The 24,437-nt window shown below is 70.7% G+C and carries 21 protein-coding genes and 1 pseudogene; 10 read left to right on the forward strand and 12 right to left on the reverse strand.

Going from position 1 to position 24,437, the window contains the following annotated elements:
• Window positions 1–102: 102 nt before the first annotated feature.
• On the reverse strand, window positions 103–771 hold the full coding sequence (locus ACQP2O_RS02210) for a TetR family transcriptional regulator (protein WP_433179499.1): 669 nt from the start codon (window positions 769–771) through the stop codon (window positions 103–105).
• Window positions 772–857: 86 nt separating this feature from the next.
• On the opposite strand from ACQP2O_RS02210, the gene ACQP2O_RS02215 reads away from it, so the two are divergent.
• Entirely contained in the window at window positions 858–2,285 is a 1,428-nt protein-coding gene (locus ACQP2O_RS02215) for an MFS transporter (protein ID WP_433179501.1), read from the forward strand.
• Between the two features lie 54 nt (window positions 2,286–2,339).
• Here ACQP2O_RS02215 and ACQP2O_RS02220 read toward each other — a convergent pair whose 3' ends face one another.
• Both ACQP2O_RS02220 and ACQP2O_RS02225 read right to left on the reverse strand, forming a co-directional pair.
• Window positions 2,340–3,179, reverse strand: coding sequence for a helix-turn-helix transcriptional regulator (locus ACQP2O_RS02220; protein WP_433179503.1), 840 nt, complete (start codon window positions 3,177–3,179; stop codon window positions 2,340–2,342).
• 88 nt (window positions 3,180–3,267) lie between these two features.
• Window positions 3,268–4,416 (reverse strand): S8 family serine peptidase, encoded by a 1,149-nt coding sequence (locus tag ACQP2O_RS02225; RefSeq protein ID WP_433179504.1) that lies wholly within the window; start codon window positions 4,414–4,416, stop codon window positions 3,268–3,270.
• Between the two features lie 186 nt (window positions 4,417–4,602).
• Between ACQP2O_RS02225 and ACQP2O_RS02230 the strand changes: the two genes are divergently transcribed.
• A complete protein-coding gene (locus ACQP2O_RS02230; RefSeq protein WP_433179506.1) occupies window positions 4,603–5,052 on the forward strand; it encodes a sterol carrier family protein in 450 nt (149 codons plus the stop codon).
• 33 nt (window positions 5,053–5,085) lie between these two features.
• Here ACQP2O_RS02230 and ACQP2O_RS02235 read toward each other — a convergent pair whose 3' ends face one another.
• Window positions 5,086–5,649, reverse strand: coding sequence for a hypothetical protein (locus ACQP2O_RS02235; protein WP_433179508.1), 564 nt, complete (start codon window positions 5,647–5,649; stop codon window positions 5,086–5,088).
• 228 nt (window positions 5,650–5,877) lie between these two features.
• The gene (locus ACQP2O_RS02240) at window positions 5,878–6,234 is read right to left on the reverse strand and encodes a DUF4190 domain-containing protein (RefSeq protein ID WP_433179509.1); all 357 of its coding nucleotides are present in this window, start codon (window positions 6,232–6,234) and stop codon (window positions 5,878–5,880) included.
• 210 nt (window positions 6,235–6,444) lie between these two features.
• On the opposite strand from ACQP2O_RS02240, the gene purF reads away from it, so the two are divergent.
• The 3 genes and pseudogenes from purF to ACQP2O_RS02255 all read left to right on the forward strand — a co-directional run.
• Window positions 6,445–7,881 carry an amidophosphoribosyltransferase gene (gene purF / locus ACQP2O_RS02245; RefSeq protein ID WP_433179511.1) on the forward strand — a complete coding sequence of 479 codons (1,437 nt, stop codon included), beginning with the start codon at window positions 6,445–6,447 and terminating at the stop codon, window positions 7,879–7,881.
• A complete protein-coding gene (purM, locus tag ACQP2O_RS02250; RefSeq protein WP_433179513.1) occupies window positions 7,878–8,921 on the forward strand; it encodes a phosphoribosylformylglycinamidine cyclo-ligase in 1,044 nt (347 codons plus the stop codon). Before purF ends, purM begins: the two co-directional genes overlap by 4 nt.
• Before the next feature lie 64 nt (window positions 8,922–8,985).
• Window positions 8,986–9,504: pseudogene (locus ACQP2O_RS02255) on the forward strand (SanA/YdcF family protein); the annotation flags it as partial.
• Window positions 9,505–9,800: 296 nt separating this feature from the next.
• Here ACQP2O_RS02255 and ACQP2O_RS02260 read toward each other — a convergent pair.
• From ACQP2O_RS02260 to ACQP2O_RS02285, 6 genes are all read right to left on the reverse strand, one after another.
• Window positions 9,801–11,279 (reverse strand): SulP family inorganic anion transporter, encoded by a 1,479-nt coding sequence (locus tag ACQP2O_RS02260; RefSeq protein WP_433179514.1) that lies wholly within the window; start codon window positions 11,277–11,279, stop codon window positions 9,801–9,803.
• 27 nt (window positions 11,280–11,306) lie between these two features.
• Window positions 11,307–11,912, reverse strand: coding sequence for a carbonic anhydrase (locus ACQP2O_RS02265; protein WP_433179515.1), 606 nt, complete (start codon window positions 11,910–11,912; stop codon window positions 11,307–11,309).
• 187 nt (window positions 11,913–12,099) lie between these two features.
• The gene (locus ACQP2O_RS02270) at window positions 12,100–12,438 is read right to left on the reverse strand and encodes a hypothetical protein (RefSeq protein ID WP_433179517.1); all 339 of its coding nucleotides are present in this window, start codon (window positions 12,436–12,438) and stop codon (window positions 12,100–12,102) included.
• A 332-nt stretch (window positions 12,439–12,770) separates the two neighbouring features.
• Entirely contained in the window at window positions 12,771–16,865 is a 4,095-nt protein-coding gene (locus ACQP2O_RS02275; protein WP_433179519.1) for a carboxypeptidase regulatory-like domain-containing protein, read from the reverse strand.
• Between the two features lie 624 nt (window positions 16,866–17,489).
• Window positions 17,490–17,717: a DUF3073 domain-containing protein gene (locus ACQP2O_RS02280; RefSeq protein ID WP_360888558.1), complete on the reverse strand. Its 228-nt coding sequence runs from the start codon at window positions 17,715–17,717 to the stop codon at window positions 17,490–17,492.
• Window positions 17,718–17,953: 236 nt separating this feature from the next.
• Window positions 17,954–19,021, reverse strand: a complete 1,068-nt coding sequence (locus ACQP2O_RS02285; RefSeq protein ID WP_433179521.1) for a Glu/Leu/Phe/Val dehydrogenase dimerization domain-containing protein — start codon at window positions 19,019–19,021, stop codon at window positions 17,954–17,956.
• A gap of 265 nt (window positions 19,022–19,286) precedes the next feature.
• On the opposite strand from ACQP2O_RS02285, the gene ACQP2O_RS02290 reads away from it, so the two are divergent.
• Both ACQP2O_RS02290 and bldC read left to right on the forward strand, forming a co-directional pair.
• Window positions 19,287–20,153 (forward strand): hypothetical protein, encoded by an 867-nt coding sequence (locus tag ACQP2O_RS02290; protein ID WP_433179523.1) that lies wholly within the window; start codon window positions 19,287–19,289, stop codon window positions 20,151–20,153.
• A gap of 316 nt (window positions 20,154–20,469) precedes the next feature.
• The gene (bldC, locus tag ACQP2O_RS02295) at window positions 20,470–20,673 is read left to right on the forward strand and encodes a developmental transcriptional regulator BldC (protein WP_141956617.1); all 204 of its coding nucleotides are present in this window, start codon (window positions 20,470–20,472) and stop codon (window positions 20,671–20,673) included.
• A gap of 320 nt (window positions 20,674–20,993) precedes the next feature.
• Here the strand turns inward: bldC and ACQP2O_RS02300 are convergent, their stop codons facing one another.
• Window positions 20,994–21,695 carry a TetR/AcrR family transcriptional regulator gene (locus ACQP2O_RS02300; protein ID WP_433179525.1) on the reverse strand — a complete coding sequence of 234 codons (702 nt, stop codon included), beginning with the start codon at window positions 21,693–21,695 and terminating at the stop codon, window positions 20,994–20,996.
• Between the two features lie 227 nt (window positions 21,696–21,922).
• On the opposite strand from ACQP2O_RS02300, the gene ACQP2O_RS02305 reads away from it, so the two are divergent.
• The 3 genes from ACQP2O_RS02305 (at window position 21,923) to ACQP2O_RS02315 (ending at window position 24,436) form a co-directional block, all read left to right on the forward strand.
• Window positions 21,923–22,960 carry a LacI family DNA-binding transcriptional regulator gene (locus tag ACQP2O_RS02305; RefSeq protein ID WP_433179527.1) on the forward strand — a complete coding sequence of 346 codons (1,038 nt, stop codon included), beginning with the start codon at window positions 21,923–21,925 and terminating at the stop codon, window positions 22,958–22,960.
• Window positions 22,961–23,221: 261 nt separating this feature from the next.
• Complete coding sequence (locus tag ACQP2O_RS02310) at window positions 23,222–23,458, forward strand: hypothetical protein (protein ID WP_360888543.1); 237 nt, start codon at window positions 23,222–23,224, stop codon at window positions 23,456–23,458.
• Between the two features lie 114 nt (window positions 23,459–23,572).
• The gene (locus ACQP2O_RS02315; RefSeq protein WP_433179529.1) at window positions 23,573–24,436 is read left to right on the forward strand and encodes an N-acetylmuramoyl-L-alanine amidase; all 864 of its coding nucleotides are present in this window, start codon (window positions 23,573–23,575) and stop codon (window positions 24,434–24,436) included.
• Window position 24,437: the final 1 nt, after the last annotated feature.

Raw genomic sequence — 24,437 nt, forward strand, 5'->3', positions numbered from 1 at the left:
AGCCAACACCAGGCTGCCTCCCTCCTCCGCCTTGCGAGGCACACTCTGGACGGCCGCTCGCTACGAACAAGATCCACCGGACACGCCCTAGGGCCGGCGCGGTCAGCCCTTCGGGGCCAGGGCCCGGACGCCGGCGATGAACATGTCGATCCCGAGGGCGATCTCGGCGTCGGAGTCCTGCCCGGCGGAGAGCGCCGACGCGGCGGCGATGACGTGGCCGTATCGCTCGGGGGACATCGTCTCGAGCATGATGCGCTTGCGGCGATGGACCTCGGCGATCTCCTCGTCCGTCATCGTGGGCTTGACCTGTACGTCGCCGACGACGAGCGTGATCGCCGTGCGGAGGCCGTACTTGCAGATGGCGGCCGCCGGTTCGGGCTTGAATCCGCCCTCCGCGAGGACGGCCAGCGCCGCCTCCATGGAGTCGTAGCAGTGTGGGGCGTCGATCCAGGCGCCCATCAGCAGGCGAGCGGCGCTCGGATGCGCGCGTAGCACGCCCACGGCGGACGCCATCAACGCGCGGAGCCGGTCGTACCACGGTGCCACCGGGTCGACCTTCGTGTCGACCAGCGACCAGACGCGGTCGACGAGCGCGACGTGCAGCTCGTCCTTGTTCTTGAAATGCCAGTAGAGGGCCATCGGCGTCACGCCGAGCCGCTGGGCGAGCCGGCGGATCGTCAGCCCCTCGAGGCCCTCCTCGTCGGCGAGCGCCAAGGCGCCGTCCACCACTGTCTCCCGGCTCAGGCGAGCCCGTTCCTCATCTGCGGCCACTTGACAACTATACGCCGTACAAGCTTCCCTATACGAGGTACATGTACGACGTATAAGAACACTGTATAGGAGCGGGAGCAGGGCGAATGGAATCTCGTCGACGCTGGTGGACCCTGACCGGGGTCGCGCTGGCGACCTTCATGACCTACCTGGACAACAACGTCGTCAACGTGGCGCTGCCGTCCATCCAGCGCGACCTGCACCTGACGCTGTCCGGGCTGGAGTGGATCGTCAGCAGCTACATCCTGGTCTTCTCCGGCCTGATGCTCGTCGGCGGCAGACTCGGCGACGTGTACGGCCGCCGTCGGCTGTTCCTGGCCGGGCTGACCGTCTTCACCGCCGCGTCACTCCTGGCCGGGATCGCGGGGAACGAGACGACGCTGATCGTCGCCCGGGTCCTCCAGGGGGTCGGCGCGGCGGCGTCGGCGCCGTTGACGCTCGCGATCATCTCCTCGACCTTCCCCGACCCGCGCGAGCGTACGAGGGCGGTCGGGGTGTGGAGCGCGGTCGGCGCGCTCGCCCTGGCGCTCGGCCCGCTGACCGGCGGGTTCATCTCCGAGCGCTGGCACTGGGGCTGGATCTTCCTGATCAACGTCCCCGTGGGCGTGGTGACGATCGCGATCATCGCCTTCTCGATGCGCGAGACCGGTGAGGCCGTACGCCGCCGCCTCGACGCTCCGGGCCTGCTGACCTCCGCGGTCGCGCTGTTCTCCCTCACCTACGCGCTGATCGAGGGCCACGACCGGGGCTGGACCTCGGCCCTGATCCTCGGCGCCTTCGCCCTCGCCGCGGTCTCGGCGGCGGGGTTCATCGCGGCCGAGACCCGCACCGACGACCCGATGGTGGACCTGTCGATGTTCCGGGAGCGCGTCTTCAGCGGCGGCCTCGGCGCGATGGTCCTGTGGGGCTTCGGCGTGATGGGCGTCTACCTCTTCACGGCCATGTACCTGCAGAACATCCTGGGGTTCTCCCCGACCAAGGCGGGAGCGTCCATCATCCCGATGGCCCTGATGATGATCGTGGTCGCGCCGTTCGCCGGGACGGTCGCGCGGCGCCTCGGCACGAACCTCACCGTCGCGGCGGGCCTCGCCCTCAACGTCGTCGGAATGGTCATGGTCTCGTTCGTCGGCGAGGGCGGCAGCTTCATGGACCTGCTGCCCGCGTTCGTGGCCTTCGGCATCGGTTCCGGCTTCACGATGATGCCGCTGACCGACGCGATCATCGGGGTGCTCCCGCCCGCGCGGGCCGGTGCCGCCTCCGGTGTGCTCAACGCCTCCCGCGAGGTCTCCGGCCTGCTCGGCGTCACGATCATCGGCGCGATCCTGACCTCACGCCAGTCCGCGGTCCTGCACAGCGGCTCCACGCCGGTCCACGCCTTCCTGTCGGGCTACCAACTCGCCATCCTGGTCGGCGCCGCGATCGTCGCCGTTGGCGTCCCCCTCAGCCTCTACACCCTGCGCACCCGCCGTCAGGCCCCCGTGGGGACCGAGCCGCTGCTGGAGCCGGCCGCCTGAGGTGACCTTCCGATCCCCGGCGCTCCTGTGAGCGCCGGGGATCACCCGTGCTGCTCAGGTCAGGACGTACGCGGGAGCGCCGGAGGCATGGTCGGCGGCCAGCAGCCTCAGCCGCTCCTCGGCGGGCGAGCCGGCCGCCACGGTGTAGGCGACGAGCAGCTGATCCTCGTCGCCGGGAGGCGCGAAGGTCTCGAAGCGGAACTCCAGCTCGCCGACTCGCGGATGACGGATCAGCTTCCGGCCGTGCGTCTTCTCCACGACGTCCTGACCGGCCCAGAGGCGGCGGAACTCCTCGCTTCCCGCCGAGAGCTCCTCGACGAGGTCGGCCATCAGCGCGTCTCCCGGGTGCCGGCCCGCGTCGAGGCGCAGGTACGCGACGGTCTCCGCCGCGACGCCCTCCCATTCGGGGTACAGGGCACGGCCCGCCGGGTACAGGAAGGCGTGCCGAGCCGCGTTGGGCCGATCCATGCCGGAGAACCCGGTCACGGCGTCGGCAAGCGGGTTCCAGGCGAGGACGTCCATCCGGCGGCCGAGGATGAAGGCTGGAACGTCCCGCATCATCTCCAGCATCCGGAGCAGCCCGGGCCGTACGCGCTGTGGCCGCTCCGCCATGCGCGTCGTCCTGCCGGGGCGCGCCAGGTTGCGGAGATGGGCACTCTCGGTCCCGTCGAGGCGCAGTGCGCGGGCGATCGCGTCGAGCACGGCGTCGGACACGCTCGGACTGCGTCCCTGTTCCAGGCGTACGTAGTAGTCGACGCTGACACCGGCGAGCTGCGCCAGCTCCTCGCGGCGCAGGCCGGGCACCCGCCGGCGGCCGTACTCGGGCAGTCCCACGTCGCCGGGCTGGATGCGGGCACGCCGCGAGCGGAGGAACTCACCGATGCTCTGATCCATTCGTCCAGTATCGGTGCACCGCCGACCTGGCGGAGAACGCAAAAGAGGCCGCCGCCCGGCGCGGGCGGCGGCCTCTCGGCTCAGGAGCTCAGAGAGAGCTCTTGTAGAGCAGCCGGTTGGGGGTGTTCGGCTTGTTGTTCTTGATGGCGTTCAGGGTCGCGTGCGAGGTGAGCCACGACTGGACCGTGCCGAACGACTTCTGGCCGTACGTCGACTTGTAGAGCGCCGCGACACCGGCCACGAACGGCGTGGCCATCGACGTGCCGCTGAGGACCGCCGTGCCGCCGAGGTAGGTCGACTTGATGTTGCTACCGGGCGCGTAGATGTCCACGCACTTGCCGTAGTTGCTCCACGAGGTGCGGTTGTCGGCCGACGTGCTGGCCCCGACGGCCTCGACGCTCGCCGCGCTGGCCGGCGAGGTGTTGCAGGCGTTCAGCGGGTTGCCGTTCTCGTCGCCGTTGCCCGCGGCGACGGCGACGAACACCCCGGCCTTCGACAGCTTGGTGACCGCGTTGTTCAGCGCGGTGGACTTGCCGCCGCCCAGGGACAGGTTGGCGACCGACTTGGCACCGTGGTGCTTGATCACCCAGTTGATGCCCGCGATGACGTCGGAGGTCTGGCCGCGGCCGTCGCAGTCCAGGACCTGGACGCCGTGCAGGCGGACGCCCTTGGCGACGCCGTACGTCTTCGACCCGATGATGCCGGCCACGTGGGTGCCGTGGCCGTTGCAGTCCTTCTTGCCGTACACGGTGTTCGCCCGGCCCTGGAACTGGCTGAGCGAGGTGTCGATGCCGGTGTCGATCACGTAGGCGTCGACGCCGGAACCGGTGTGCTTGTAGGTGTACGTGTGCGAGAGCGGGAGCTTGTGCTGGTCGATTCGGTCCGGACCCCAGTTGACGTTCTTCTGGGTCGTGTTGATCTTGAAGACCTGGTCCTGCTCGATGGCGGCGACGTTCGGGTCGCTCTGCACCTTCTTGAGCTCCGACGGCGTCAGCTTCGCGGCGAAGCCGTCACCGAAGTCGAGGAGGCGGCGCACGCCGGTGAGCTTCGACAGGCGGGCGCCGGTGTGCTTCAGCGTCACGATGTACTGCCCGGGCACGGCCTCGGCGGAGGTGGAGGCGGAGGCGACCGCGACGTGGGCGGTGGGCGCGGTGATGGCGGCGTAGGCGGGGACGGCTGCTGCCGTGAGCGCGACGGCGGAGGACGCGATCACGAGTCTTCTGGCTCGGACCCTCACGTGGGGGCTCTCCTTCGAGTGGGGGGCGCGGGCCGGGAGGGGGGCACCGGCTGCGGAGTAACCAAACAACCACAAGACAGTACAGGTGTGGCAAGTGGTCTTTAGTGGCATATGGGGGACTAGGGCAATCTAGCGTGTCCTGTGGGCCAGCGGCCGCTGTTTTTGCCCGGTAACGTCGGTCCTGCCATGGCCCGACCCACACCCGAGCGGCTGCGCGCCGCCCTCGACGACCAATTCGCCGCGCTCGGCGAGGAGCCCTACGCGGGCCCGGCGGCCCGCCTCGCCGACGCCCTCATCGACGCGGTCGTGACCGCGTACGCCGCCGGCGCCGAACCCGAGCGCGCGGCCGCACGCCTGGCCGTGAAACTGCTGCTGGACCGGCTCGCCGGGGAGGCGCCGGGGCGCTCGGTGGAGGTGCGCGTGCCCCCATACGCAGCGGTGCAGTGCGTCGAGGGCCCGCGCCACACCCGCGGCACCCCACCGAACGTCATCGAGACCGATCCGAAGACGTGGATCCTGCTCGCGACCGGCCGGCTCGCCTGGGCGGACGCCACCGACCGGATCACGGCGAGCGGAGCACGGGCGGATCTGTCCGCCCATCTACCTGTTACGCCGTATTCGGCGAATGATCGATAAGAGGGCCGGCGGGGCTCGCCCGCCGGCCCGGGATCAGCCGAGCTCGAGCAGTTCCAGTCGCTCGGCGAGCACCCCGAAAAGCGGATCGTCCTCGTCCGGGGCGGATGACCCGCATCCCAGGCAGAAGGAGACCCCGTCCTGGACGACGAAGTACTCGCGCACCGCCCACGTCCGCCCGGCGTCGTGGCGCGCGCAGTTCAGCCGCGCGCCGGCCCGTCCGGCGACGGTCACGTCGCTGATCTCGAAATCGACGAAGCCGACCCCGGCGAGCGACTGCTGCGCGCCCTCGGCGATCTCGGTGGCGGAACGCCCGGGCCGTACGGGCTGACGGAAGACGATCAGGCTGTGCCTCCGGTCATCGGGGTCGACGAACCGCGCGGTCTCCCACGGGCTGTTCTTGAGGTTCGGCTCCCGCTCCTGCCAGTCCCCGGGGACTTGGAGCGCGTAGCCGAAGTCGGGTTTCTCGATGCGCTGCCACTGCACGGACTGCTCCTTGGCGTCCAGACGTCGAAGGTGCCTGAGGGCAGCGGTGTAGGACTCGCCCGTACGCCGGGCGCGCTCGCGGACGCGTCGCTTGAAGTGCTTGTTCGCCGTCATCAGGCCCTCGACACCACGCGACCCGACCCCCGGCGAACGAGCCCGTGGCGGGCGGATGACCAGCGATCCGAGGACGGGATCCCCTTTGCCTCCACCGAGCGGCCCTGCCGGGGAGGGCCGAAGGAGGTTGGGCGGCAGATCAACGCCCGCCGTCATGCTCCCTCCGGCCCACGAGGCCTGTCAAGACGGCGTCCGGCGGCGCCGCGGTGCTCCGTCGGCCGACGATGGTCAGGGGCGGGGTGTGGCCTTGAAGAAGGGCACGCGCTTCTGCAGGCACTCGTCCCGGGCCTGCTTCGTGGGGTAACGGGCCTGGTCGGAGCAGGGCGCGATCCGGCCGTAGAACCAGACGGCGAAGGCGATCGCGAGCGCCAGCGTCACCGCCGACAGGATCAGGCCCGCGACGGCCATGCCGCGGCCGTTCCGCTGGACCACCGCGATGACACCGACGACGACGCCGGCCAGCGCGGGCAGGACACCCAGGCCGCAGAGCCACAGCGTGAGGAGCCCAGCGATGCCGAGGACGAGCGCGGCGATGCCGAGCCCCCTGCGGCGTTGCGGCACCTCGCGCACCGGCTGATACACCATGTCACCCCCCGAACACCCATCGTGATGGATCGGCGCCGAGCGAGGCGGCGCGGCACGCCGAGCACGCGCAGGGAACCACGTTCGCCGCCCGCTCATGGCCCCGGCCGGAGCGGCGATCCCGGCTTCCGGAACGGCGATCCCGGCCCGGCAGAGTGGGCGTCGGCCACCCGCGACTGAGGGAGCTCGGCGAATGCCGCCTACACTGGCCATGTGTCGCGCGGAGACGGACGGCTGAGCCACGACCTCGACCCCCGGGATCGAAGCCCCCAGGACGCCTGCGGGGTCTTCGGCGTCTGGGCACCTGACGAGGAGGTCAGCAAGCTCGCCTACTTCGGCCTGTACGCCCTGCAGCACCGCGGCCAGGAGTCGGCCGGCATCGCGGTCAGCGACGGTGCGCGGATCGTCGTCTTCAAGGACATGGGCCTGGTGTCCCAGGTCTTCGAAGAGCCCGTGCTCAACACGCTGCGCGGGCACATCGCGGTCGGCCACTGCCGCTACTCCACGACCGGATCGAGCGTCTGGGAGAACGCCCAGCCGACGTTCCGCTCGACCGAGTCCGGCAGCCTGGCGCTGGGCCACAACGGCAACCTCATCAACACGCCGGAGCTGGCGGCCCGCGTCCCCACCGGGGAGCTGACCGCCACCACTGACACCGAGGTGCTCACCGCCCTGCTGGCCGGTGGCGAGGGCGGCGTCGAGGAGACCGCGCTGGAGGTGCTGCCGCTCGCCCGCGGCGCCTACTCCCTCGTCTTCATGACCGAACGCACCCTGTACGCCGCACGCGACCCGCAGGGGATCCGCCCGCTGGTGCTCGGCCGCCTCGAGCACGGCTGGGTGGTCGCCAGCGAGACCGCCGCCCTCGACATCGTCGGCGCCACGTTCGTCCGCGAGGTCGAGCCGGGCGAGCTGATCGCCATCGACGAGGCGGGCGTGCGGTCCACGCGGTTCGCCGTCGCCGAGCCCAAGGGCTGCCTGTTCGAGTACGTCTACGTCGCCCGGCCCGACACCTCGATCGCCGGGCGCAGCATCCAGGCCACCCGGGTCGACGTCGGCCGCCGGCTCGCCCGCGAGCACCCGGTCGAGGCCGACCTGGTCATCCCGACGCCCGAGTCCGGCACGCCGGCGGCGATCGGGTACGCCGAGGAGTCCGGCATCCCGTACGGCCAGGGCTTCGTGAAGAACTCCTACGTCGGCCGGACGTTCATCCAGCCGTCGCAGACCATCCGGCAGCTCGGCATCCGGCTGAAGCTCAACCCGCTGCGCGAGGCGATCGCGGGCAAGCGTCTGGTCGTCGTCGACGACTCGATCGTGCGCGGCAACACCCAGCGGGCGATCGTGAAGATGCTCCGCGAGGCGGGGGCCAAGGAGGTGCACGTCCGCATCTCCAGCCCGCCGGTGGCCTGGCCGTGCTTCTACGGCATCGACTTCGCCACCCGCGCGGAGCTGATCGCCGGCAACCTCTCGGTCGAGGAGATCCGCCAGTCCCTCGGCGCCGACACGCTCGGCTACATCTCGCTCGACGAGCTGATCGCCGCGACCCAGCAGGACAAGAGCCGCCTGTGCCGGGCCTGCTTCGACGGCATCTACCCGATCGACGTCGCCGAGGACGCCCGCGGCAAGCACCTGCTCGAAGAGGCCCGCCGGTGACCGACGACTCCACCGCCACGTCCTACGCCGCGGCCGGGGTGGACATCGCCGCGGGCGAGCGCGCCGTCGAGCTGATGAAGTCCCGCGTCGCGAAGTCCCGCCGGCCCGAGGTCGTCGATGACGTCAGCGGCTTCGCGGGCCTGTTCGACGTCTCGGCGCTCACGCGGTTCGAGCGGCCCCTGCTCGCCACCTCCACCGACGGCGTCGGCACCAAGGTCGACCTGGCACGGCGCCTCGGGGTGTACGACACGATCGGGCACGACCTGGTCGGCATGGTCATCGACGACCTGGTCGTCTGCGGCGCCGAGCCGCTGTTCATGACCGACTACATCGCCTGCGGCCGGGTCGTCCCCGAGCGGATCGCCGCGATCGTCGGCGGCATCGCCGAGGCGTGCTCCCTGGCGGGCTGTGCCCTGGTCGGCGGCGAGACCGCCGAGCACCCCGGGCTGCTGGAGCCCGACGAGTTCGACGTGGCCGGGGCGGGCACGGGCGTGGTCGAGGCGTCGAAGGTCCTCGGCCCGCACCGGGTGCGGCCCGGTGACGTGGTGCTGGGCCTGGCCTCCTCCGGGATCCACTCCAACGGCTACTCCCTGGTCCGGCACATCCTGCGGGAGACCGGGCTGTCACTGGAGGAGACCCCGGCCGAGCTGACCCGGTCGCTCGGCGAGGAGCTGCTCACGCCGACCCGGATCTACGCCAAGGACTGCCTGGCGCTGATCGCCGCGTCCGAGGTGCACGCGTTCGCGCACATCACCGGCGGCGGGCTCGCGGCGAACCTCGCGCGGTCGCTGCCGCCCGGCTGCGACGCCGTCCTCCAGCGCTCCTCCTGGGAGCCACCGCCGATCTTCGGTCTGCTGGAGACGTACGGCCGGGTGCCCCGCGCGGAGATGGACAAGACCTTCAACATGGGCGTCGGGATGGCCGCCGTCGTCGCCGCGTCCGACGCCGACGCCGCGCTCCGGACCGCGTCTGAGCACGGCGTGCCCGCCTGGGTGCTCGGCGAGATCGTCGAGGGCACGGGCCAGGCCCGCCTGGTGTGACCGGATCCGGCCGGTATTCGGGGCATCCGCGAACTCGCCCGCCGGCCGGGTCATCTATCCGGATATGAGGCGGTTCTGGATTGCCGTGTGGCGCTGCCGGGCGCCGCTGTCCGTCCTGTGCGCGCTCGGCGGGTACGCGCTGTTCCTGCCCGCCGCATGGTCGTACACCGAGGCGGGCCGGTACTGGACTGACCCGGCGCGTGCCCCGCAGGTGCCCGTGGGACTGGTCCTCGGCGCGGGGGTCATCGACGGCAAGCCGACCCCGATGCTGCTCGAGCGCCTCAAGCTGGGCGCGGAGCTGTATCGGAGGGGCAAGGTCAAGGTGCTGCTCGTCACCGGGGACAACAGCCGGAAGGACTACGACGAGCCGTCGGCCATGCGCGACGTCCTGGTCGCCGAGGGCGTGCCGCAGACGCGGATCGTCCTGGACTACGCGGGCTTCGACACCTGGGACTCGTGCGCCCGCGCGAAGCGGATCTTCGGCGTCGACCGGGCCATCGTCGTCACCCAGAACTTCCACCTGCCGCGGGCCATGGCCCTGTGCCGCGCGGCCGGCATCGAGACGTGGGGCGTCGGCGACGACAGCACCCGGTACGCGGCCCCGGCGACCGAGGCCCTCTACATGCGGGAGATTCCGGCCGCGCTCAAGGCGACGTACACGCTGGCGGTGCGCCCGCGGCCGTACTTCCTCGGCCCGCGAGAGCTCGGGATCCGCCGCGCCCTCGAGGCGGCCGGCAACTGGGCCCTCCGGCTGTTCGCGCTCGCCGAGAGCCGAGCCGATTCGCGGCCGCATTCGAGGCCGCCGGGCGGGGCCACGTTCGCTCCGGAGACCGGTCAGGGGCGCGGCGACGCCGGCGGGCCCCCGACCGGTGGTACGGGTCAGCCGGTCAGGGCCGGCTCCTTCATGCGTACGGAGGACTTCTCGTCCCGGCCGTCGTGCTGCGCCGCCCATGCCTGCAGTGCCGTACGGCAGGCGTGGTCGAGATGGCGCAGGCCGGACAGGTCGAGCTCGACCGCCCGTCCGTGCGGGATCGCCTCCAGCGTGTCGAGCACCTTCGGCAGGCGGAGGAACGTCGCGTTCCCGCTGAGCCGGATCACGATCCGGTCCGCCTCCTCGTCGACGTCGACATGGATCTCGGACACGTCCCACGCGGTCTTCACGACGGCCAGCAGGAGGCCGATGAGGACGCCCTCGAACAGGTTGGTGACGACGATCGCCAGCGCGGTCCCGGTCAGGACGACCGCCTCACCGCGCTCGGTCCGCCAGAGCCGGCCGACCTCCCGCAGCGACAGTAGCTTCCAGCCCGCGTGCACGAGGATGGCGGCCAGGGCGGTCACGGGGATGTACCCGAGCGCCACCGGAAAGGCGGCGGTGAAGGCCAGGAGCCATACTCCGTGCAGGATCCGCGACGCCTTCGTCCGGGCGCCGGCCTGCACGTTCGCGGCGCTCCGCACGATGACGGCGGTCATCGGCAGGGCCCCGAGCAGGCCACAGATGGTGTTGCCGACGCCCTGCGCCATGAGCTCCCGGTCGTAGTCGGTCCGGGGACCGTGGTGCATCCGATCGACGGCCGCCGCGCTGAACAGGCTCTCCGCCGAGGCGATCAGCGCGAACGCCACCACGGTGCCGATGACGCCGACCGACGCCAGCCCGCCGAGCTCGGACAGGCCCGGCGGCTGGATCGAGCCGAGGAGGCCCTTGACCTCGATGCGCTTGACCGGCAGGTCGAACGCGATCGTGGCCAGCGTCGCCAGCGCGACCGCCACGAGAGCGCCCGGGACCACCTGCAGGCGCTTCGGCACGCGCTTCCAGCCGACGAGCACGACGATCGTCCCGATCCCGATCGCGCCGGCGGCGAGGGCGGCCGGTTCGGTGGCCGACTCGGTGAGCAGGCCGGGCAGCCCGGCGACGTTGGCCATCGCGGCACCGGGCGACTTGTTGTCGAACAGGCTGTGCACCTGCCCGGTGACGAGGACGAGGCCGATGCCGGCGAGCATGCCGTGCACGACCGAGATGGAGATCGCGCGGAACCAGCGGCCGAGCCGTAGCAGCCCCATTCCGAGTTGGATCAGGCCGGCGGCGATGACGATCGCCCCGAGGGTCCGCAGGCCGTACTCCTGCACGGCCTCGTACACGAGAACGGTGAGGCCGGCGGCGGGGCCGCTGACCTGGAGGCTGCTGCCCGGCAGGGCGCCGGCGATCAGGCCGCCGACGATGCCGGTGATCAGGCCGAGCTCGGCCGGGACACCGGAGGCGACGGCGACGCCGATGCACAGCGGCAGTGCGACGAGGAAGACGACGATCGACGAGAGGAAGTCCTGTCGCATGGCCTCAGGCCGGGAGAAGGGCAGTCCCATGGGCACCTCGTTTCAGGGTCGGGGGGATCAGAGCGGCGGGAAGGTGCCGGTCTGCGGGCGGTGGGCGCTGACCACGCCGGTGTCGATGGCGTAGAACCAGGCGTGCAGCGCGAGCCGCCCCTCGTCCACCCGGGCGGTGACGCTCGGGTGGGTGCGGAGCCGGTCCAGCTGGGTCAGGACGTGCCGCTGTACGGCGGAGGTGATGGACGCGCCGTCGGCCTCGGTCATCGCGTCCCGGACCGGGTCGTGCGGCTCGGTGTCGGCGAGCCAGCGCTGGACGGAGGGGATGGCGGTCAGGTCGCCGGCGCTCAGGAGCGCGCCCACGGCCCCGCAGTGGGAGTGCCCGCAGACGATGATGTTGGCCACCTCGAGGACCTCGACGGCGTACTCGATGGTGGCGGCCTCGGCGGTCACCCGCTCGGGGTGGTGGACGGGAACGATGTTCCCGGCGGTGCGGAGTTCGAAGAGCTCGCCCGGGCCGGAGCCGGTGATCAGTGTGGGCACCACGCGCGAGTCGGAGCAGGTGATGAACAGCGCCTCAGGGCGTTGGCCCTCGGCGAGGCGACCGAGATCCGTACGCCGGTCGGCCGCTCGCTTCGGGAACAGGCGGGCATTGTCGATCAGCGACTGCATGGGCACAGCCTTTCTTCGGGTCGTCGGAACCGATGTCAGGGAAGGTTCGAAGAGCACCTGGCGCGCGAGGCACGGCGCTGGGCCATCGCGGGCAGGCGTCAACCAGGCGGCGCGAGAGTCACGCCGTCTGCGGAGAAATCAGCGGAGAAAAGGGAAACGTCGGGCGGTCAGCCGCGCTGGACGTGGATCAGCAGCGGAATACCTGCAGCGACTCGGGGGAGGACGCGGACGGTTGACGCTCCGCGTGGCCGTCCCTGATCGGACCGGCGAATCCGGATGCCAGGTCGGCGGCGAGGCCGACCTGTCCGATCGGTGCGGCGGCGCGGTCGTCCTGAGAGGTGGGCGGGAGCCCCGGCACCCGCCGGCGGGTGAGCGTCAGGTGCTCGATCGCCGAATCGGGGGTGTCGAGCTCCTCGCCCGCCCGGTGGTCGCGCTCTGCGGCGGCGGTGGTCGCCGCCATCGGGGTATGGGAGTGGTCGGTCAGCAGGTCGGGGCCGCCGAGGAACGCCAGGGCGATCAGCAGCACCGCTGCGATCCAACCTGCGCGCGCCCTGAACACGACGTCCCCCCGACTCGAGTTCTGACTGAATTCGACCGGGGTCAGCCTAACCCGGAACCCTGCGTGATGGGGAGGCCGCATTTCGTGGTCGGTTGCGCGCTGGCCAGCGGTTTTTAGGGAGGTTTCCGGATGAACCGTGATAATCACCACTGCTCGGCCAGGGTGATTTAACCGGGGAGTTACACGCGGTCAGAGACTCGTAACGATCTGGACGGCCCCCGTAGGCCCCACATGGAGCCGCGCGGGCCGCGGGAGCGATGTCCCGCGGCCCGCACGAGCCGTCGACTACGTCGACTACGTCAACTACAGGTGTGGTCCGGCTTGAGCGCGAAGTCGGCCGTGGTCGACGCGAGCTTCACGATCTTGACGGATCTGGTCTGTGGCGCCCAGCCGTCCTTGGCCGCGATCAGGGTGAGCGGGTTGTTGCGGACGTCGAGCCACAGCACGTACTGACCGTTCTTATCGGTCTTGAGCGTGTAGCTCGCCGTCCAGCTGTCGATCTGTACCGTCGCCCCGGCCAGCGGCGCCGCCGCGCCGGTGCATCCGGCGCCCGTCACCGTCCCGGTGATCTTCCCCCAGGTCGACGGCGGCTTCACCGCGAGCGTGACCGGCACGGGCGCCACGCCGTACGGCGTCTTGGCGTCCACCGTCAGCTGCGCGGTGAACGTCCCCGGCTGGGTGATCGCGGCGACGTTCGCGTCGAACTTCACCGTGACCTTGGCGCTCTTGCCCGGCTGGATCGTCACCTCGGTGGTGTCCTCCGACAGCCACGGGACGTCGGCCCCCGCCGCGGTGCACTGGTCGTATCCGGGCAGGGTCTCGCCGCTCTTCACGGCGTTGAACTGGCCGAGGGAACCTCCGATCTTGTACAGGCCGCAGGCGGCGCCGCCGCGGTAGAGGGTGTTGTTGGAATTGGGCAGGGCCGTCCACGAGTCGGAGTCCGGGTGGTAGGCGAAGCCCTGGTTGGTGAGGGTGCTGGTGCCGTTGGTCACGCCGCCGGACACCAGCAGCTGGCCGCCGGACGCCGCGTAGCCCATCGCCCACAGGTCGATCGGCAGGTCGGCGATGGACGACCAGGTCCCGCTCGACGGGTCGAAGACGTACGCGTGCTTGCTGCTGACGCTGGACGACGAGCCGCCCGCGCAGTACAGCTTGCCGCCGAGCCCGCCGCAGGCGAGCCAGGCGGTCTTCTCCGGGTAGGCCGCCGCCGAGCTCCAGGAGTTCGCCGTCGGATCGTAGACCTGCACGTTGTCGGCGCCGCAGGTGTCCAGGCAGCCGCCCACGACGTAGACCTTGCCGCCGACGACGCCCACACCGGCACCCGCGTACGGCTTGGGGTTGTCGGCGCCGGCCGACCAGGCGCCGGTCGCCGGGTCGTAGATCTCGGTCTTGGCGACCGCCGCGCCGGTGGAGCTCCAGCCGCCGAAGACGTACAGCTTGCCGCCGACCGTCGCCGCGCCCGGGGCCTCCCGCGCGGTGCCCAGATCGGCGATCGGCGACCACGCCTGCCCGGTCGGGTCGTAGACGTACGCCTTGTTGAGAACGGACGAGGAGTCGACGCCGGCGATCGAGTAGATCTTGCCGCCGACGTTCACGACGGCGTTGTCCATGATCGTCGACGGGTAGTCGGCGATGCTCGTCCACGGCGGTGCGTACGGCGACGCGGCGGCCTTGGCCGCGGCCTTGGTCCGCGCCTTCGCGGCCTTGTCGGGCCGGAAGCGGCCCTGCGCGTAGTCTCCCTTCACGTTCTGCAGGGGGGCGCCCTGCGCCGCGGGGTGGTAGTCGCCCGGCTGCTCACCGATCTTGGCGGTCACCGGTGCGGAGCCGGTGTTCTTCAGGGTCAGGGTCGCGCTGCCCTGGCCCTGCCACGCGACCGTCTTCGTCAGCGCGGTCGGCGTGACCGCGAGCCGGGGAGCGGCCAGCGAGAAGTCCGCTGCCGTCGCCCAGCCGGCCGCCACGTTCGCGGTGACGTCCTTGGTGGAGAAGCCGCTCGCCGACGCCGTGAACCTATGACCGCCGGTGACCGAGGAGAACAGCCAGTAGAAGCCGTCGCCGAGGTTCGGGTCGTCCGGCGTCGCGGCCGAGGTCGCGCTCTCCGCCGGCCGGTCCGCCGACGTCACCTTGGCGCCGTTCACACCCGCCCCGGTGTTCTGGTCGAGGACCTGGCCGACGACGAGACCGCCGGAGGCCGGGTCGCACGTCCGCTCGCCCAGGAAGACGTCGTCGACCTGCCACCAGTAGCCGAACTTCCCGGTGAAGTGGAACCGCACCTGGACCGCGCTCTTGCCGGCCGCCGCCGACAGGTCGACGGTCTCCGTACGGGGCCCGCGCACGCTCGTCGTGTGGTGCGACGCCGTCGTCCATGTCTGGCCGCCGTCGACGCTCAGGTCCACGTCGCCGACCTGGCCGGAGTAGCCGTAGTAGTCGCTGCGGAACGACACGATCGGATGCGTCTTCCCGGTGAAGTCGGTCACCGGGCTGATCAGCGAGGTGTCCTGGCTGTTGCCCGCGCCGTACTTGTCGCTGTCGACGATCGCGAACCCGCCGGAGCCGCCGGTCTTGTTGCCGCGACCGCCCGGGTCGTTGAACACCCAGGTCTGGCCCTTGCCGGCCTTGTCGTCGACCGTCCACCCCGTCGGGGCGGCCGTCCCGTCGAAGCCCTCGGTCGTGCCCGCGTAGTGGTAGCCGTACCCGGGCGCGCTGCAGGTCGTCTGGTCCACCACCGTGGTGACGTCGTGCGTCGCGTCGGCGGACCCGACCTTCACGTCCTGGGTGTCCGAGGTGTACCCGGGGTACAGCGGGTCGACCTGGAGCGAGTAGGTGTCGTCGGCGGGCAGGCTGAGCGCGTACCGGCCCGTCTTCGGATCGGTGTAGGCGACAGCGGTCGGCTCGTCCTTGACACGGACGGTCGCGTAGACGGGCCAGCCGTGGCCGGACCCGTCCCGGACGAGACCGGTCACGTTGACGCGCGTCTTCGCGGCCAGTGCGAGGTTCTCGGTCACCGTCTGACCGTCGTCGACCTGGACGCCGCTCACGGTCTTCGAGGAGTACCCGAACTTGCTCGCGGTCACGTCGTACGTCCCGGGCGGCACGCTGAGGGTGTAGTTGCCCTGGCCGTCCGTCGTGGTGGTCGCGTCGCCCGCCTTGACCTTCGCGGCGGCCAGCGGGGTCGTCCCGTCGGTCACCGTGCCGCTGACGATGCCGTGCGGCCCGGACTTGAACGCCCCGACGCCCTTCGGCGTGCCGAGCCCGGTCGGCCCGTCGTACCCGCTGCCGGCCGTGCACAGGTAGGCGGGGCTGCAGCTGCCGTTGGAACCGCTCGTGACGTCGTTGAGGTCGCCCGGATGCGCGTACGGCAGGGCGTTCGGCGAGGAGCCCGTCGCCGGCGCGCCGGCCAGCGCGTAGACCGACGCGATGATCGGCGCGGACACGCTCGTGCCGCCGTAGACGTGCCAGCCGCCGTTGTAGACGGCGACGCCGGTGTTCGGGTCGGCCACCGCGGACACGTCGGCGATCGAACGCTTGGCGCAGCCGGTGTCCTGCTGGAACGACGGCTTGGCCTCGTACGCCGAGCAGCCGCTGCCCGCCCCGCTCCACGTCGTCTCGCTCCAGCCGCGCGAGGAGGAGTCCTTGACGAGGGACGTGCCGCCGACGGAGGTCACGTACGGCGAGGCCGCCGGATAGCTCGTGCCGTACCCGTCGTCGCCGCTGCTGGCCGTGACGACCACACCGGGGTGCTTGAAGTAGGCGTCGTCGGCCTGGCCCTCGTCGGAGCCCTCACCGCCGCCGTAGCTGTTGGAGACGAACTTGGCGCCCTGGGTGACCGCCTGGTTCACCGCCGTGCCGAGGTTGTCCATGCTGTTGTCGTCGGCCTCGACCAGCAGGATCTTGCAGCTCGGGCAGATGGCGCTGACCATGTCGATGTCGAGCGCGATCTCCCCGGACCATCCGGCGTCCGGCGCGGGGTAGCTGGTGCCGCCGCGCTGGTCGATCTTCTTGAAGCAGCCGTTGGCCGTCGTGCACGCCGGCAGCCCGTACTGCTGCCGGTAGACGGTCAGGTCGGCCTCGGCGTTCGGGTTGTCGAACGCGTCGACGATCGCGACCGTCTGGCCCGCCCCGGTCGCGGGCAGGTCGTACGCGCCGACCAGATCGGCGGGCGCCCATCCGGCCGGCGTGCTCTTCGGCTGCACGCCCTTCGGTCCGACCACGTCGTCGCGGACGAACGACTGGCACGCCATCTCGTCCGCCCGGGACGGCTTGGCGCAGACCCGGCTCGTCGGGTGCAGTCCCGGGGACGTCGGACTCGTCGCCTTCGTGTGTGGTACGGGGCGCTTGGCCGGGATGCCGGAGGCGGACGCCGCCGGGACCGTGACGGCCGTCAGAACGGCCACCATGAGCGCCACGATCAGGGCGCCCACGCGCCCGCCCGGGGGATTTACCGCGGGTGGATGGGGCAGGCGGCGAGACCGCCGCCGGCTGGGGGGTTGGGGCATGTACGTCTCTCCTGGCGGGGTGGGACTCGACCCAGATCGCGGGTCTCGTACCCGCCGATCGTCGCCCAGGAGCCGACAAAGATCATGTCCGCAGTTGGCCGGAAGTCAAGGTCACTGTCAGCTTGAAAACTCCTGAAAAAACGCTCAAAACGGAGAGAAGTTACCAAGCGTGAGTTTTTTCGCCATTCGGCACATTCCTGTGGACCGTGCCAGTGGCGACCCCTACAAACGGCGGCCCGCAAACTTGGCCGCGTAGCGAACCGGTCACGGCGAGCATCCAATGCCTCGGCACGGCATCGTATGCCGTCCTGGATTCAGGACATGCGGAATCGCTGCGGGACGGCGCGGGAGGAGAGCCCGCGACCTACGCCACTACGCCGGAGTCGGCGGGCACGTGCGAAAAGCGTCCCCGCCGTACTGGCGGGGACGCTTTTCGCGCGTACCTCCCGGCATACCCCTCAGGCCTCGGTCGGCCGGGCGACCGGGTGTCTCAGACTTTAAGACGGCACAACGCTGAGACGGCACTCAGCTCTTACCCGTGCCGTCCTTCTCGTCGTAGTCCTCGGCGTAGTCCGCATAGCGCGACGCGAGGTCTTCGTACGACGAGTCGTCGTCGTAGGGGTCATGGTCATCCTGCGAGTTCTGGTTGACGCCCAGCTCACCGCGCAGGCGATCCAGGTCCGTTCCGCCGCTGTTGTATTTCAGCCGGCGAGCAACCTTGACCTGCTTGGCCTTGGCTCGGCCGCGCCCCATTGGCTCGACCCCCTCGATGGTCGGGGACCCGTCGTATCGGCCCCACTTACGCTCGCTTACGCATCCGCAACCGAGCGCGACGTCACCCCGCGCATCGGCTACGGATACAACCGTACCCGTTTTGCGCCCAGCTCGGTACGTCGTCTACACGGCAGCGGCTGGTCTAGAGCTTAGCCGACCATTCCGGTCGACGCTCCGGCGGCCTCCAACAGAGGTAGATCCCCAGCGTGTGGCGATCACCGAGGGAGCAAGATCGTCCGCAGACGGCCGATTTCGGACATCCGTCGCTCGGCGAGCCGATCCGCCGCAACCGCGGGCGGCACGCCCTCGTCGGCGGCGATCGCGAAGATCCGCCGGGTCGTCTCGAAGATCCCGGTCGCCTTCTGCTTCGCCCGGTCGAAGTCGAAGCCCTCGATCTCGTCGGCGACCTGGATCACGCCGCCGGAGTTCACGACGTAGTCGGGCGCGTAGAGGACGCCCCGGTCGTCGAGCTGCTTCTCGATGCCCGGGTGGGCCAGCTGGTTGTTGGCCCCACCGCATACGATCTTGGCGCGCAGCGTGGCGACCGTCTCGTCGTCGAGGGCCGCGCCGAGCGCGCACGGGGAGTAGACGTCGATGTCGGAGCTCGTGAGGCCCTCGTGGCCGTCGACCACGTCGACCTCCGGGTGCTTCGCCCGGACGCGGGCCACGGCGGCCGCGCTCACGTCGGTGATCACCACGTCCGCGCCGTCCTCGCGCAGGTGCTCGACGAGCCGGTGGCCGACCTTGCCGACGCCCTCGACACCGACGCGCCGGCCGCGCAGCGTGGGCGAGCCCCACACGCGCTCGGCCGCCGCCCGCATGCCCTGGAAGACCCCGTACGCGGTGAGGATCGAGGAGTCCCCGGCGCCGCCGTGCGCGACCGTACGGCCCGTCACGTAGTCGCATTCCCGTGCGATGACGTCCATGTCCTCGGAGAAGGTGCCCACGTCACAGGCCGTGAAGTAGCGGCCGTTCAGCGACTGCACGAACCGCCCGTACGCCCGGAGCAGCGCTTCGGACTTGTCCGTGGCGGGATCGCCGATGATGACCGCTTTGCCGCCTCCGAGGTCCAGGTCGGCCAGGGCGTTCTTGTAGGCCATGCCCTTGGACAGGTTGAGGACGTCGGCCAGGGCCTCGTCCTCGGAGCCGTAGGGGTAGAAGCGGGTGCCGCCGAGCGCGGGCCCCAGGGCCGTCGAGTAGATGGCGATGATCGCCTTGAGGCCGCTGGTCTCGTCGTGACAGAAGACGACCTGTTCGTGGGGTGTGCCGAAGACCTTCGTCACTGTGGTGGCTCCTCTCTGAGCACACGCTGCCCGTGGCCGGGGTGAGGCACGAGCGGAATACCCGGCGCCGGCGGCGAAAACCGTGGATCGCACGGCCGTGACCGGCGCCGGGGCATGAGTCCGACAGGTTCAGGGTAGGCGTACCGGGGCCGGAGTGCAGGCAGCGGCACGACGGAACACACAGTGGTGGGTAGGTGAGGTCTCAGGAGGATCTCGGCGGCCCTGACGACGAGCGTTCTGCGCCGTGTCGTGTCACGATGCGATCGTGTTGCCTTACGCCGCCTACCTCCGGGTGTACGAACCGCTGGCCGCCTATCCCGAGCCGGAGCGCGCCCGGTGGTCGGCGTACGCCGAGTCGGAGGAAAGACCGCGGCGGGTCGGGGCGCTGGGCGTCGAGCATACTCGCGCGCTGTGGCGGATGATCGCGGTTCCGCCCATCGTCGCGCCGACGCGTGAGAGCGGCGACGCGTACGTCCGGCGTGTCGAGGGCGTGACATATGTCTGTCCGTGGGAGACGCGTCTGCGGTCGTGGCTGGCGTTCGACCGGTTCCGGGCGGAGATGCCCGAGCGGCTGACGGGCGCGTTCGTGCCGCCCCGTGTGGCCGAGCAGGCGGAGACGGCGTTCGAGAGCTGGAAACGCGAGTCGGGGTCGCTGACCCCGCACATCCTGTCGAGCACCTGGCAGGTCCCGCTGGCCTGGTTCCTGCCGTTCGTGGCCAAGGAGCGGTGGCTCGTGCTCGGCGGGCAGGCGGAGGCCGGATCCGGCGGCCCGACGACCGCCACGCCGACCCGTACGCTGATCTACGTCACGCCGATGGCCCAGGCGCGGCGGCGTGTCGCGCGTGCCCGGGGCGTCCTGCGGCGCCAGGTGGGCGAGGGGTTCGAGCTTGGCGACGTCGAGTCGGTGGGTCGCTGGCTCGAGGAGTTTCACCCGCACTCTCTGGTGGAGCTCGACTACGGCGGGTTGGTGCATCTGCTCGACGACGCGGCGTTGCGGGCCGACGAGTCGGTGGCGGAGATCGCCGCGGCCCTGATGGGGCTGGAGACCGGGCAGACCGAGGTCGCGGTCGCGATGCACAAGCGCGTGACCGCCCGGTGGCGGGTTGTACGAGCTCTTGAATCCGCCAACTGAGCAGGATTCCGTGCAACGCAGTGCCTCCGAGACCAGGTCACACGTCGGCGGCAAGCCGTTCCATCGTGTGAAGTGAGCAAAATTAGCCGAATCACCGCGCGATGCGACTATACGTGTCGCTAGAATCACGCAGCGTGACTCGACCACCAAAAATCACAGAGTTGCTATCAGGGACTTGCCTGTTGCGCTCAGTGGTGGCATGGTTACGTCTTGTGATGTCAAAGTGGTCCATCCAGACCATAAGAGACATCAGTGGCACGCGCGAGGTTCAAACGCTGGATCGCTGTCATCGGTCCACGGAGGAGAGGCCGCACAAATGTCAGCTCGTACGCCAGAGGCCGAGCCCCTGCTGACGCCGGCAGAGGTGGCGACGATGTTCCGCGTCGACCCCAAGACCGTCACCCGTTGGGCGAAGGCCGGGAAGTTGACGTCAATCCGGACGCTGGGAGGACATCGGCGCTACCGCGAGGCCGAGGTCCGCGCTCTGCTGGGGGGGATCCCGCAGCAGCGGTCGGAGTAGTCGGAAGAGACCCCGATCAGTCGTCGGCGAGCCGCACGGACCCGTCGGCGACGGTTCGACTGGGGGGCGCATGGCCGGCAGGCGCCGGGCGTGTCGCAATGAGCCGCGGGCTGGCGGGTCACCGCCGCTCGCGAAAGGTCGGGGAGATTCCGTGAGGTTCGACCGGTCCCGTTCCTTCGGGACCGTGCCGGGGGGTTGCACGGACTCCAGGTGATGGATGCCCCGCCCGAGACCGGGCGGGGCATCCACACTCATGAGTGTCACCGGGTGGCCGTGCCGCGCACTCGGTGCCCGTCAGCGGCGCCGGTCAGTGGTGCCCGTCAGCCGGTCCGGGACTCCCGGGACAGGCGTTCGAACAGCGCCGCCACCTCGGGGTCGTGCCGGGCGGCGACGTCCAGCAGCACGACGTGGTGATCGACGAGCAGCCGTTCGAGCTCTTCGCGGGGTATGTCGCGGTGTTCGAGCCAGTCGAGGCCGGCGGTCTCCACGGAGGCCATCCACGAACGCAGCGTGATGCGCAGGATGGGGCCCGGCTCCTCCACGCCGATGGCGGCGATGATCCGGCTCATCACGAGGCTGCGGATGCCCTCGATGACCTCGCCGATCTCGCCGGTCCGGTACGCCGGGCCGCCGCGCAACAGCGCGACGAACGCCGCGGCGTAGTGCTCGACGAAGTCGAAGTAGCGGTGCAGCGACACCGCCAGCCGCTCCAGGCCCCGGCCCTCCGTCGGCGGCTCGAGTAGATCGTTCAACTGCCGGGCGGCGGTGTGCAGGGCGGCGAGGTAGAGCTCCTGCTTGCCGCCGAAGTAGTGGTAGACCAGCGCGCGGGAGGCTCCGGCGGCGTCCGCGACGTCGTCGATCGAGATCTCCTCGGGCGGCCGGTCGCTGAACAGCTCGAGGGCGGCCGAGATCAGCTCCTCGCGGCGCTCGTCAACGCTGAGGCGCCGCCTTCCCGGCCGCGCGCCGGAAGAACGCCTGGGCGGTCCCGCCTGGCCTTCCGGAGCGGTTGCGCGATCAGCCACATTGGGAAGCGTATCGGAGCGGGCTTTCCGCGCGGTGGTTCCCTCGCTGGCTGGTCAACGCAGGGGCGCGAGGTAGTGACCTGGTCCGAAATGCCTCTCGGGTATGCCCCTTACTCAGGGTCACGGGCGTTGGAGGCGATGTAAGGGCATCATGGCATCTCCTCCCTTGCGGCGGTCCGCCGGTATCTGTCCCTGATTCAGGCGGTCGCTGGGACAGGAGAACCCCCATGCCCGAGGACCCACGCCAGGAGGCGGCCGTGCCCAAGGTGCCGGCGGCGAAGCCGACGATCCGTAACGTGGCCGAGCGTGCCGGCGTATCGAAATCGCTGGTCTCTCTCGTCATGCGCGGGTCGCCGCACGTCAGCGAGGCCCGGCGGCAGGCCGTGCTGAAGGCGGCCCGGGAGCTCGGGTACCGCCCCAACGCGGTCGCCCGCAGCCTGGTCGAGGGACGCACCCGGCTGATCGGTGCGCTGGTCGCCGACCTGCACAACCCGTTCTTCGCCGAGTTCCTCGACGGGCTGCAGGAGAGCCTGCACGGCGCGGGACTGCGCATGCTGGTCGGCAGCGGCCGCTGGGACCCGCAGTTCGAGGCGGAGGCCGTCGAGGCGTTCCTGGAGATGCGCGTGGACGGGCTCGTCCTCCTCAGCGTCGTGCCGGACACCCTGACCGAGACGGCGAAGAACGTCCCCGTCGTCGTCGTGGGCGAGCGCGACATCGAGGGAGTCGACATCGTCGTCGACGACGACGAGCTCGGCGCCCGGCTCGCGGTCGACCACCTCGTCGAACTGGGCCACCGTCGCATCGCCCACATCGAGGGCGCCCCTTCGACCACCGCGCACTACCGACGGGCCGGGTACGAATCGGCGATGCGCCGGCACGGCCTGGCCGACCGGATCGTCGTGGAGCCCGGCGACTTCACCGAGGAGGGCGGCTACCGCGCCGCCCGGAAGCTGCTCGCCCGGGACGAGCCCCCCACGGCGATCTTCGCGCCGAACGACCTCGTCGCCACCGGAGTGCTGTCCGCCGCCGACGAACGCGGACTGCGCGTCCCCGCCGACATCTCCATCGTCGGGTACGACAACACCCACCTGGCCGCCATCCGCCACATCGCCCTGACGAGCGTCGACCAGCCTCGCCGGGACATGGGCCGGGTCGCGGCCGAGCGTCTCTGCGCCCGCATCGAGGACCCGTTCCGGCACCCCCGGCAGACCCTCGTCACACCGCACCTGGTCATCCGCTCGACCACCGGCCCCGCCCCCCGCTGAGGACCCGAGCTCGAGATCTACCAACGGCACCGCTGATCTACCTGGAGGGCTCGCCGAGTCTTCGATGCGTAAGGGCGTCGCCAAGGCTCGCCGAAGCCCCGTACCGCGGAGCGACGCGGACGCCTTAATGGGTGCGTGACCGGCCGCCCGGCGGGTCGCCATCGGGAGTGTCGCCGGCCCTACCGGGGGGAGGGCCGGGGCGCCGAGGCGGAGACCGCCGGGCGGCGGGCGGGGCAATTCGCCGAATCTGGGGGCCGACAAGTGCGTGATCCGGAGTTGGTGTCATCCGCGCAGCGCGCGGCGAGTGAGCTGGAACGCGCGTGGTCGCAGTGGCGGCACGCCCGTGGGCTGATCGAGGAGGTCACCGAGTCCGTCGCCGGGTACGTGGCCCATTCGATCGACCACCCGTGGGGACGGCCCCGTGTGGTGCTCGGCCTGGACGCGGACGAGGCGCGGGCCCTCGCGGCCCTGCTCGGCAAGGAGAGCGTCGTCCGCTGACCCGCCCGATCGTGGCCGCCGTCGCGTGACTCAGCGCGGAGGGAGCGGCGGCGGCCACTCAGCGATTCTGGGGGAAGGCCACGGCATTACCCGGCGTTTGGCACACTGGGCGTGATGTGTTATTCCACGGTTCGCTCCGGCAGGGCGCTGAGCGCCCTGGTCATGACGGTGCTCGCGGGTGCGCTGGCCGCCTGTGGGACCGGGAGTTCGTCCTCGGCCTCGGCGGCTCCGCCGTCGGCCAAGGCGTCCTCCTCCCAGCCCGGCATCGCGCCCGGAGAGCCGTCGCCGGGCGGCGGGTCCCCGGGCACGGCGTCCAAGGGCTCCCTCGCCGGGAAGGTCATCGTGGTCGACCCCGGACACAACGGCGGTAACGCGAAGCACCCGGAGATCATCAACAAGAAGGTCAACGTCTACAACGGCTGGAAGGCCTGCAACACGACGGGCACCTCGACCGACGACAACTACAGCGAGCACGAGTTCACCTGGGACGTCGCCAACCGCCTCGCCAAGATCCTGCGGGCGAAGGGCGCCAAGGTCGTCATGACCCGCTCCAGCGACACCGGCGTCGGGCCGTGCGTCGACGAGCGCGCCCGGATCGGCAACCGCGCCCACGCCGACGCGGTCCTGGCCATCCACGGCGACGGCGCGCCCGCGAAGGGCCACGGTTTCCACATCATCGAGCCGGCGGTGATCAAGGGCCACAACGAGTCCATCATCGCGCCGTCCAAGCGGCTCGGCGGCGACATGCGCGACGCCTTCCACCAGGGCACCGGCATCCCGTTCTCCACCTACCTCGGCAAGAACGGCATCGACGTCCGCAGCGACCTCGGCGGGCTGAACGTCTCGACGCGGCCGGCCGTGTTCATCGAGTGCGGCAACATGCGCAACCCCGGTGACGCGGCGAAGATGAAGAGCCCGCAGGACCGCCAGCAGATGGCCGAGGCCCTCGCCGACGGCTTCGTGAAGTACCTGGGCTGAG

The organism is Actinoallomurus sp. CA-150999, assembly GCF_050942425.1.
Lineage (GTDB): Bacteria > Actinomycetota > Actinomycetes > Streptosporangiales > Streptosporangiaceae > Actinoallomurus.

Coding starts and splice junctions, on each gene's coding strand:
- ACQP2O_RS02215 (WP_433179501.1), top strand. CDS start 858: ATGGAATCTCGTCGACGCTGGTGGACCCTGACCGGGGTCGCGCTGGCG.
- ACQP2O_RS02220 (WP_433179503.1), bottom strand. CDS start 3,179: ATGGATCAGAGCATCGGTGAGTTCCTCCGCTCGCGGCGTGCCCGCATC.
- ACQP2O_RS02230 (WP_433179506.1), top strand. CDS start 4,603: ATGGCCCGACCCACACCCGAGCGGCTGCGCGCCGCCCTCGACGACCAA.
- ACQP2O_RS02235 (WP_433179508.1), bottom strand. CDS start 5,649: ATGACGGCGAACAAGCACTTCAAGCGACGCGTCCGCGAGCGCGCCCGG.
- ACQP2O_RS02240 (WP_433179509.1), bottom strand. CDS start 6,234: ATGGTGTATCAGCCGGTGCGCGAGGTGCCGCAACGCCGCAGGGGGCTC.
- ACQP2O_RS02260 (WP_433179514.1), bottom strand. CDS start 11,279: ATGGGACTGCCCTTCTCCCGGCCTGAGGCCATGCGACAGGACTTCCTC.
- ACQP2O_RS02265 (WP_433179515.1), bottom strand. CDS start 11,912: ATGCAGTCGCTGATCGACAATGCCCGCCTGTTCCCGAAGCGAGCGGCC.
- ACQP2O_RS02275 (WP_433179519.1), bottom strand. CDS start 16,865: ATGGTGGCCGTTCTGACGGCCGTCACGGTCCCGGCGGCGTCCGCCTCC.
- ACQP2O_RS02280 (WP_360888558.1), bottom strand. CDS start 17,717: ATGGGGCGCGGCCGAGCCAAGGCCAAGCAGGTCAAGGTTGCTCGCCGG.
- bldC (WP_141956617.1), top strand. CDS start 20,470: ATGTCAGCTCGTACGCCAGAGGCCGAGCCCCTGCTGACGCCGGCAGAG.
- ACQP2O_RS02305 (WP_433179527.1), top strand. CDS start 21,923: ATGCCCGAGGACCCACGCCAGGAGGCGGCCGTGCCCAAGGTGCCGGCG.
- ACQP2O_RS02315 (WP_433179529.1), top strand. CDS start 23,573: ATGTGTTATTCCACGGTTCGCTCCGGCAGGGCGCTGAGCGCCCTGGTC.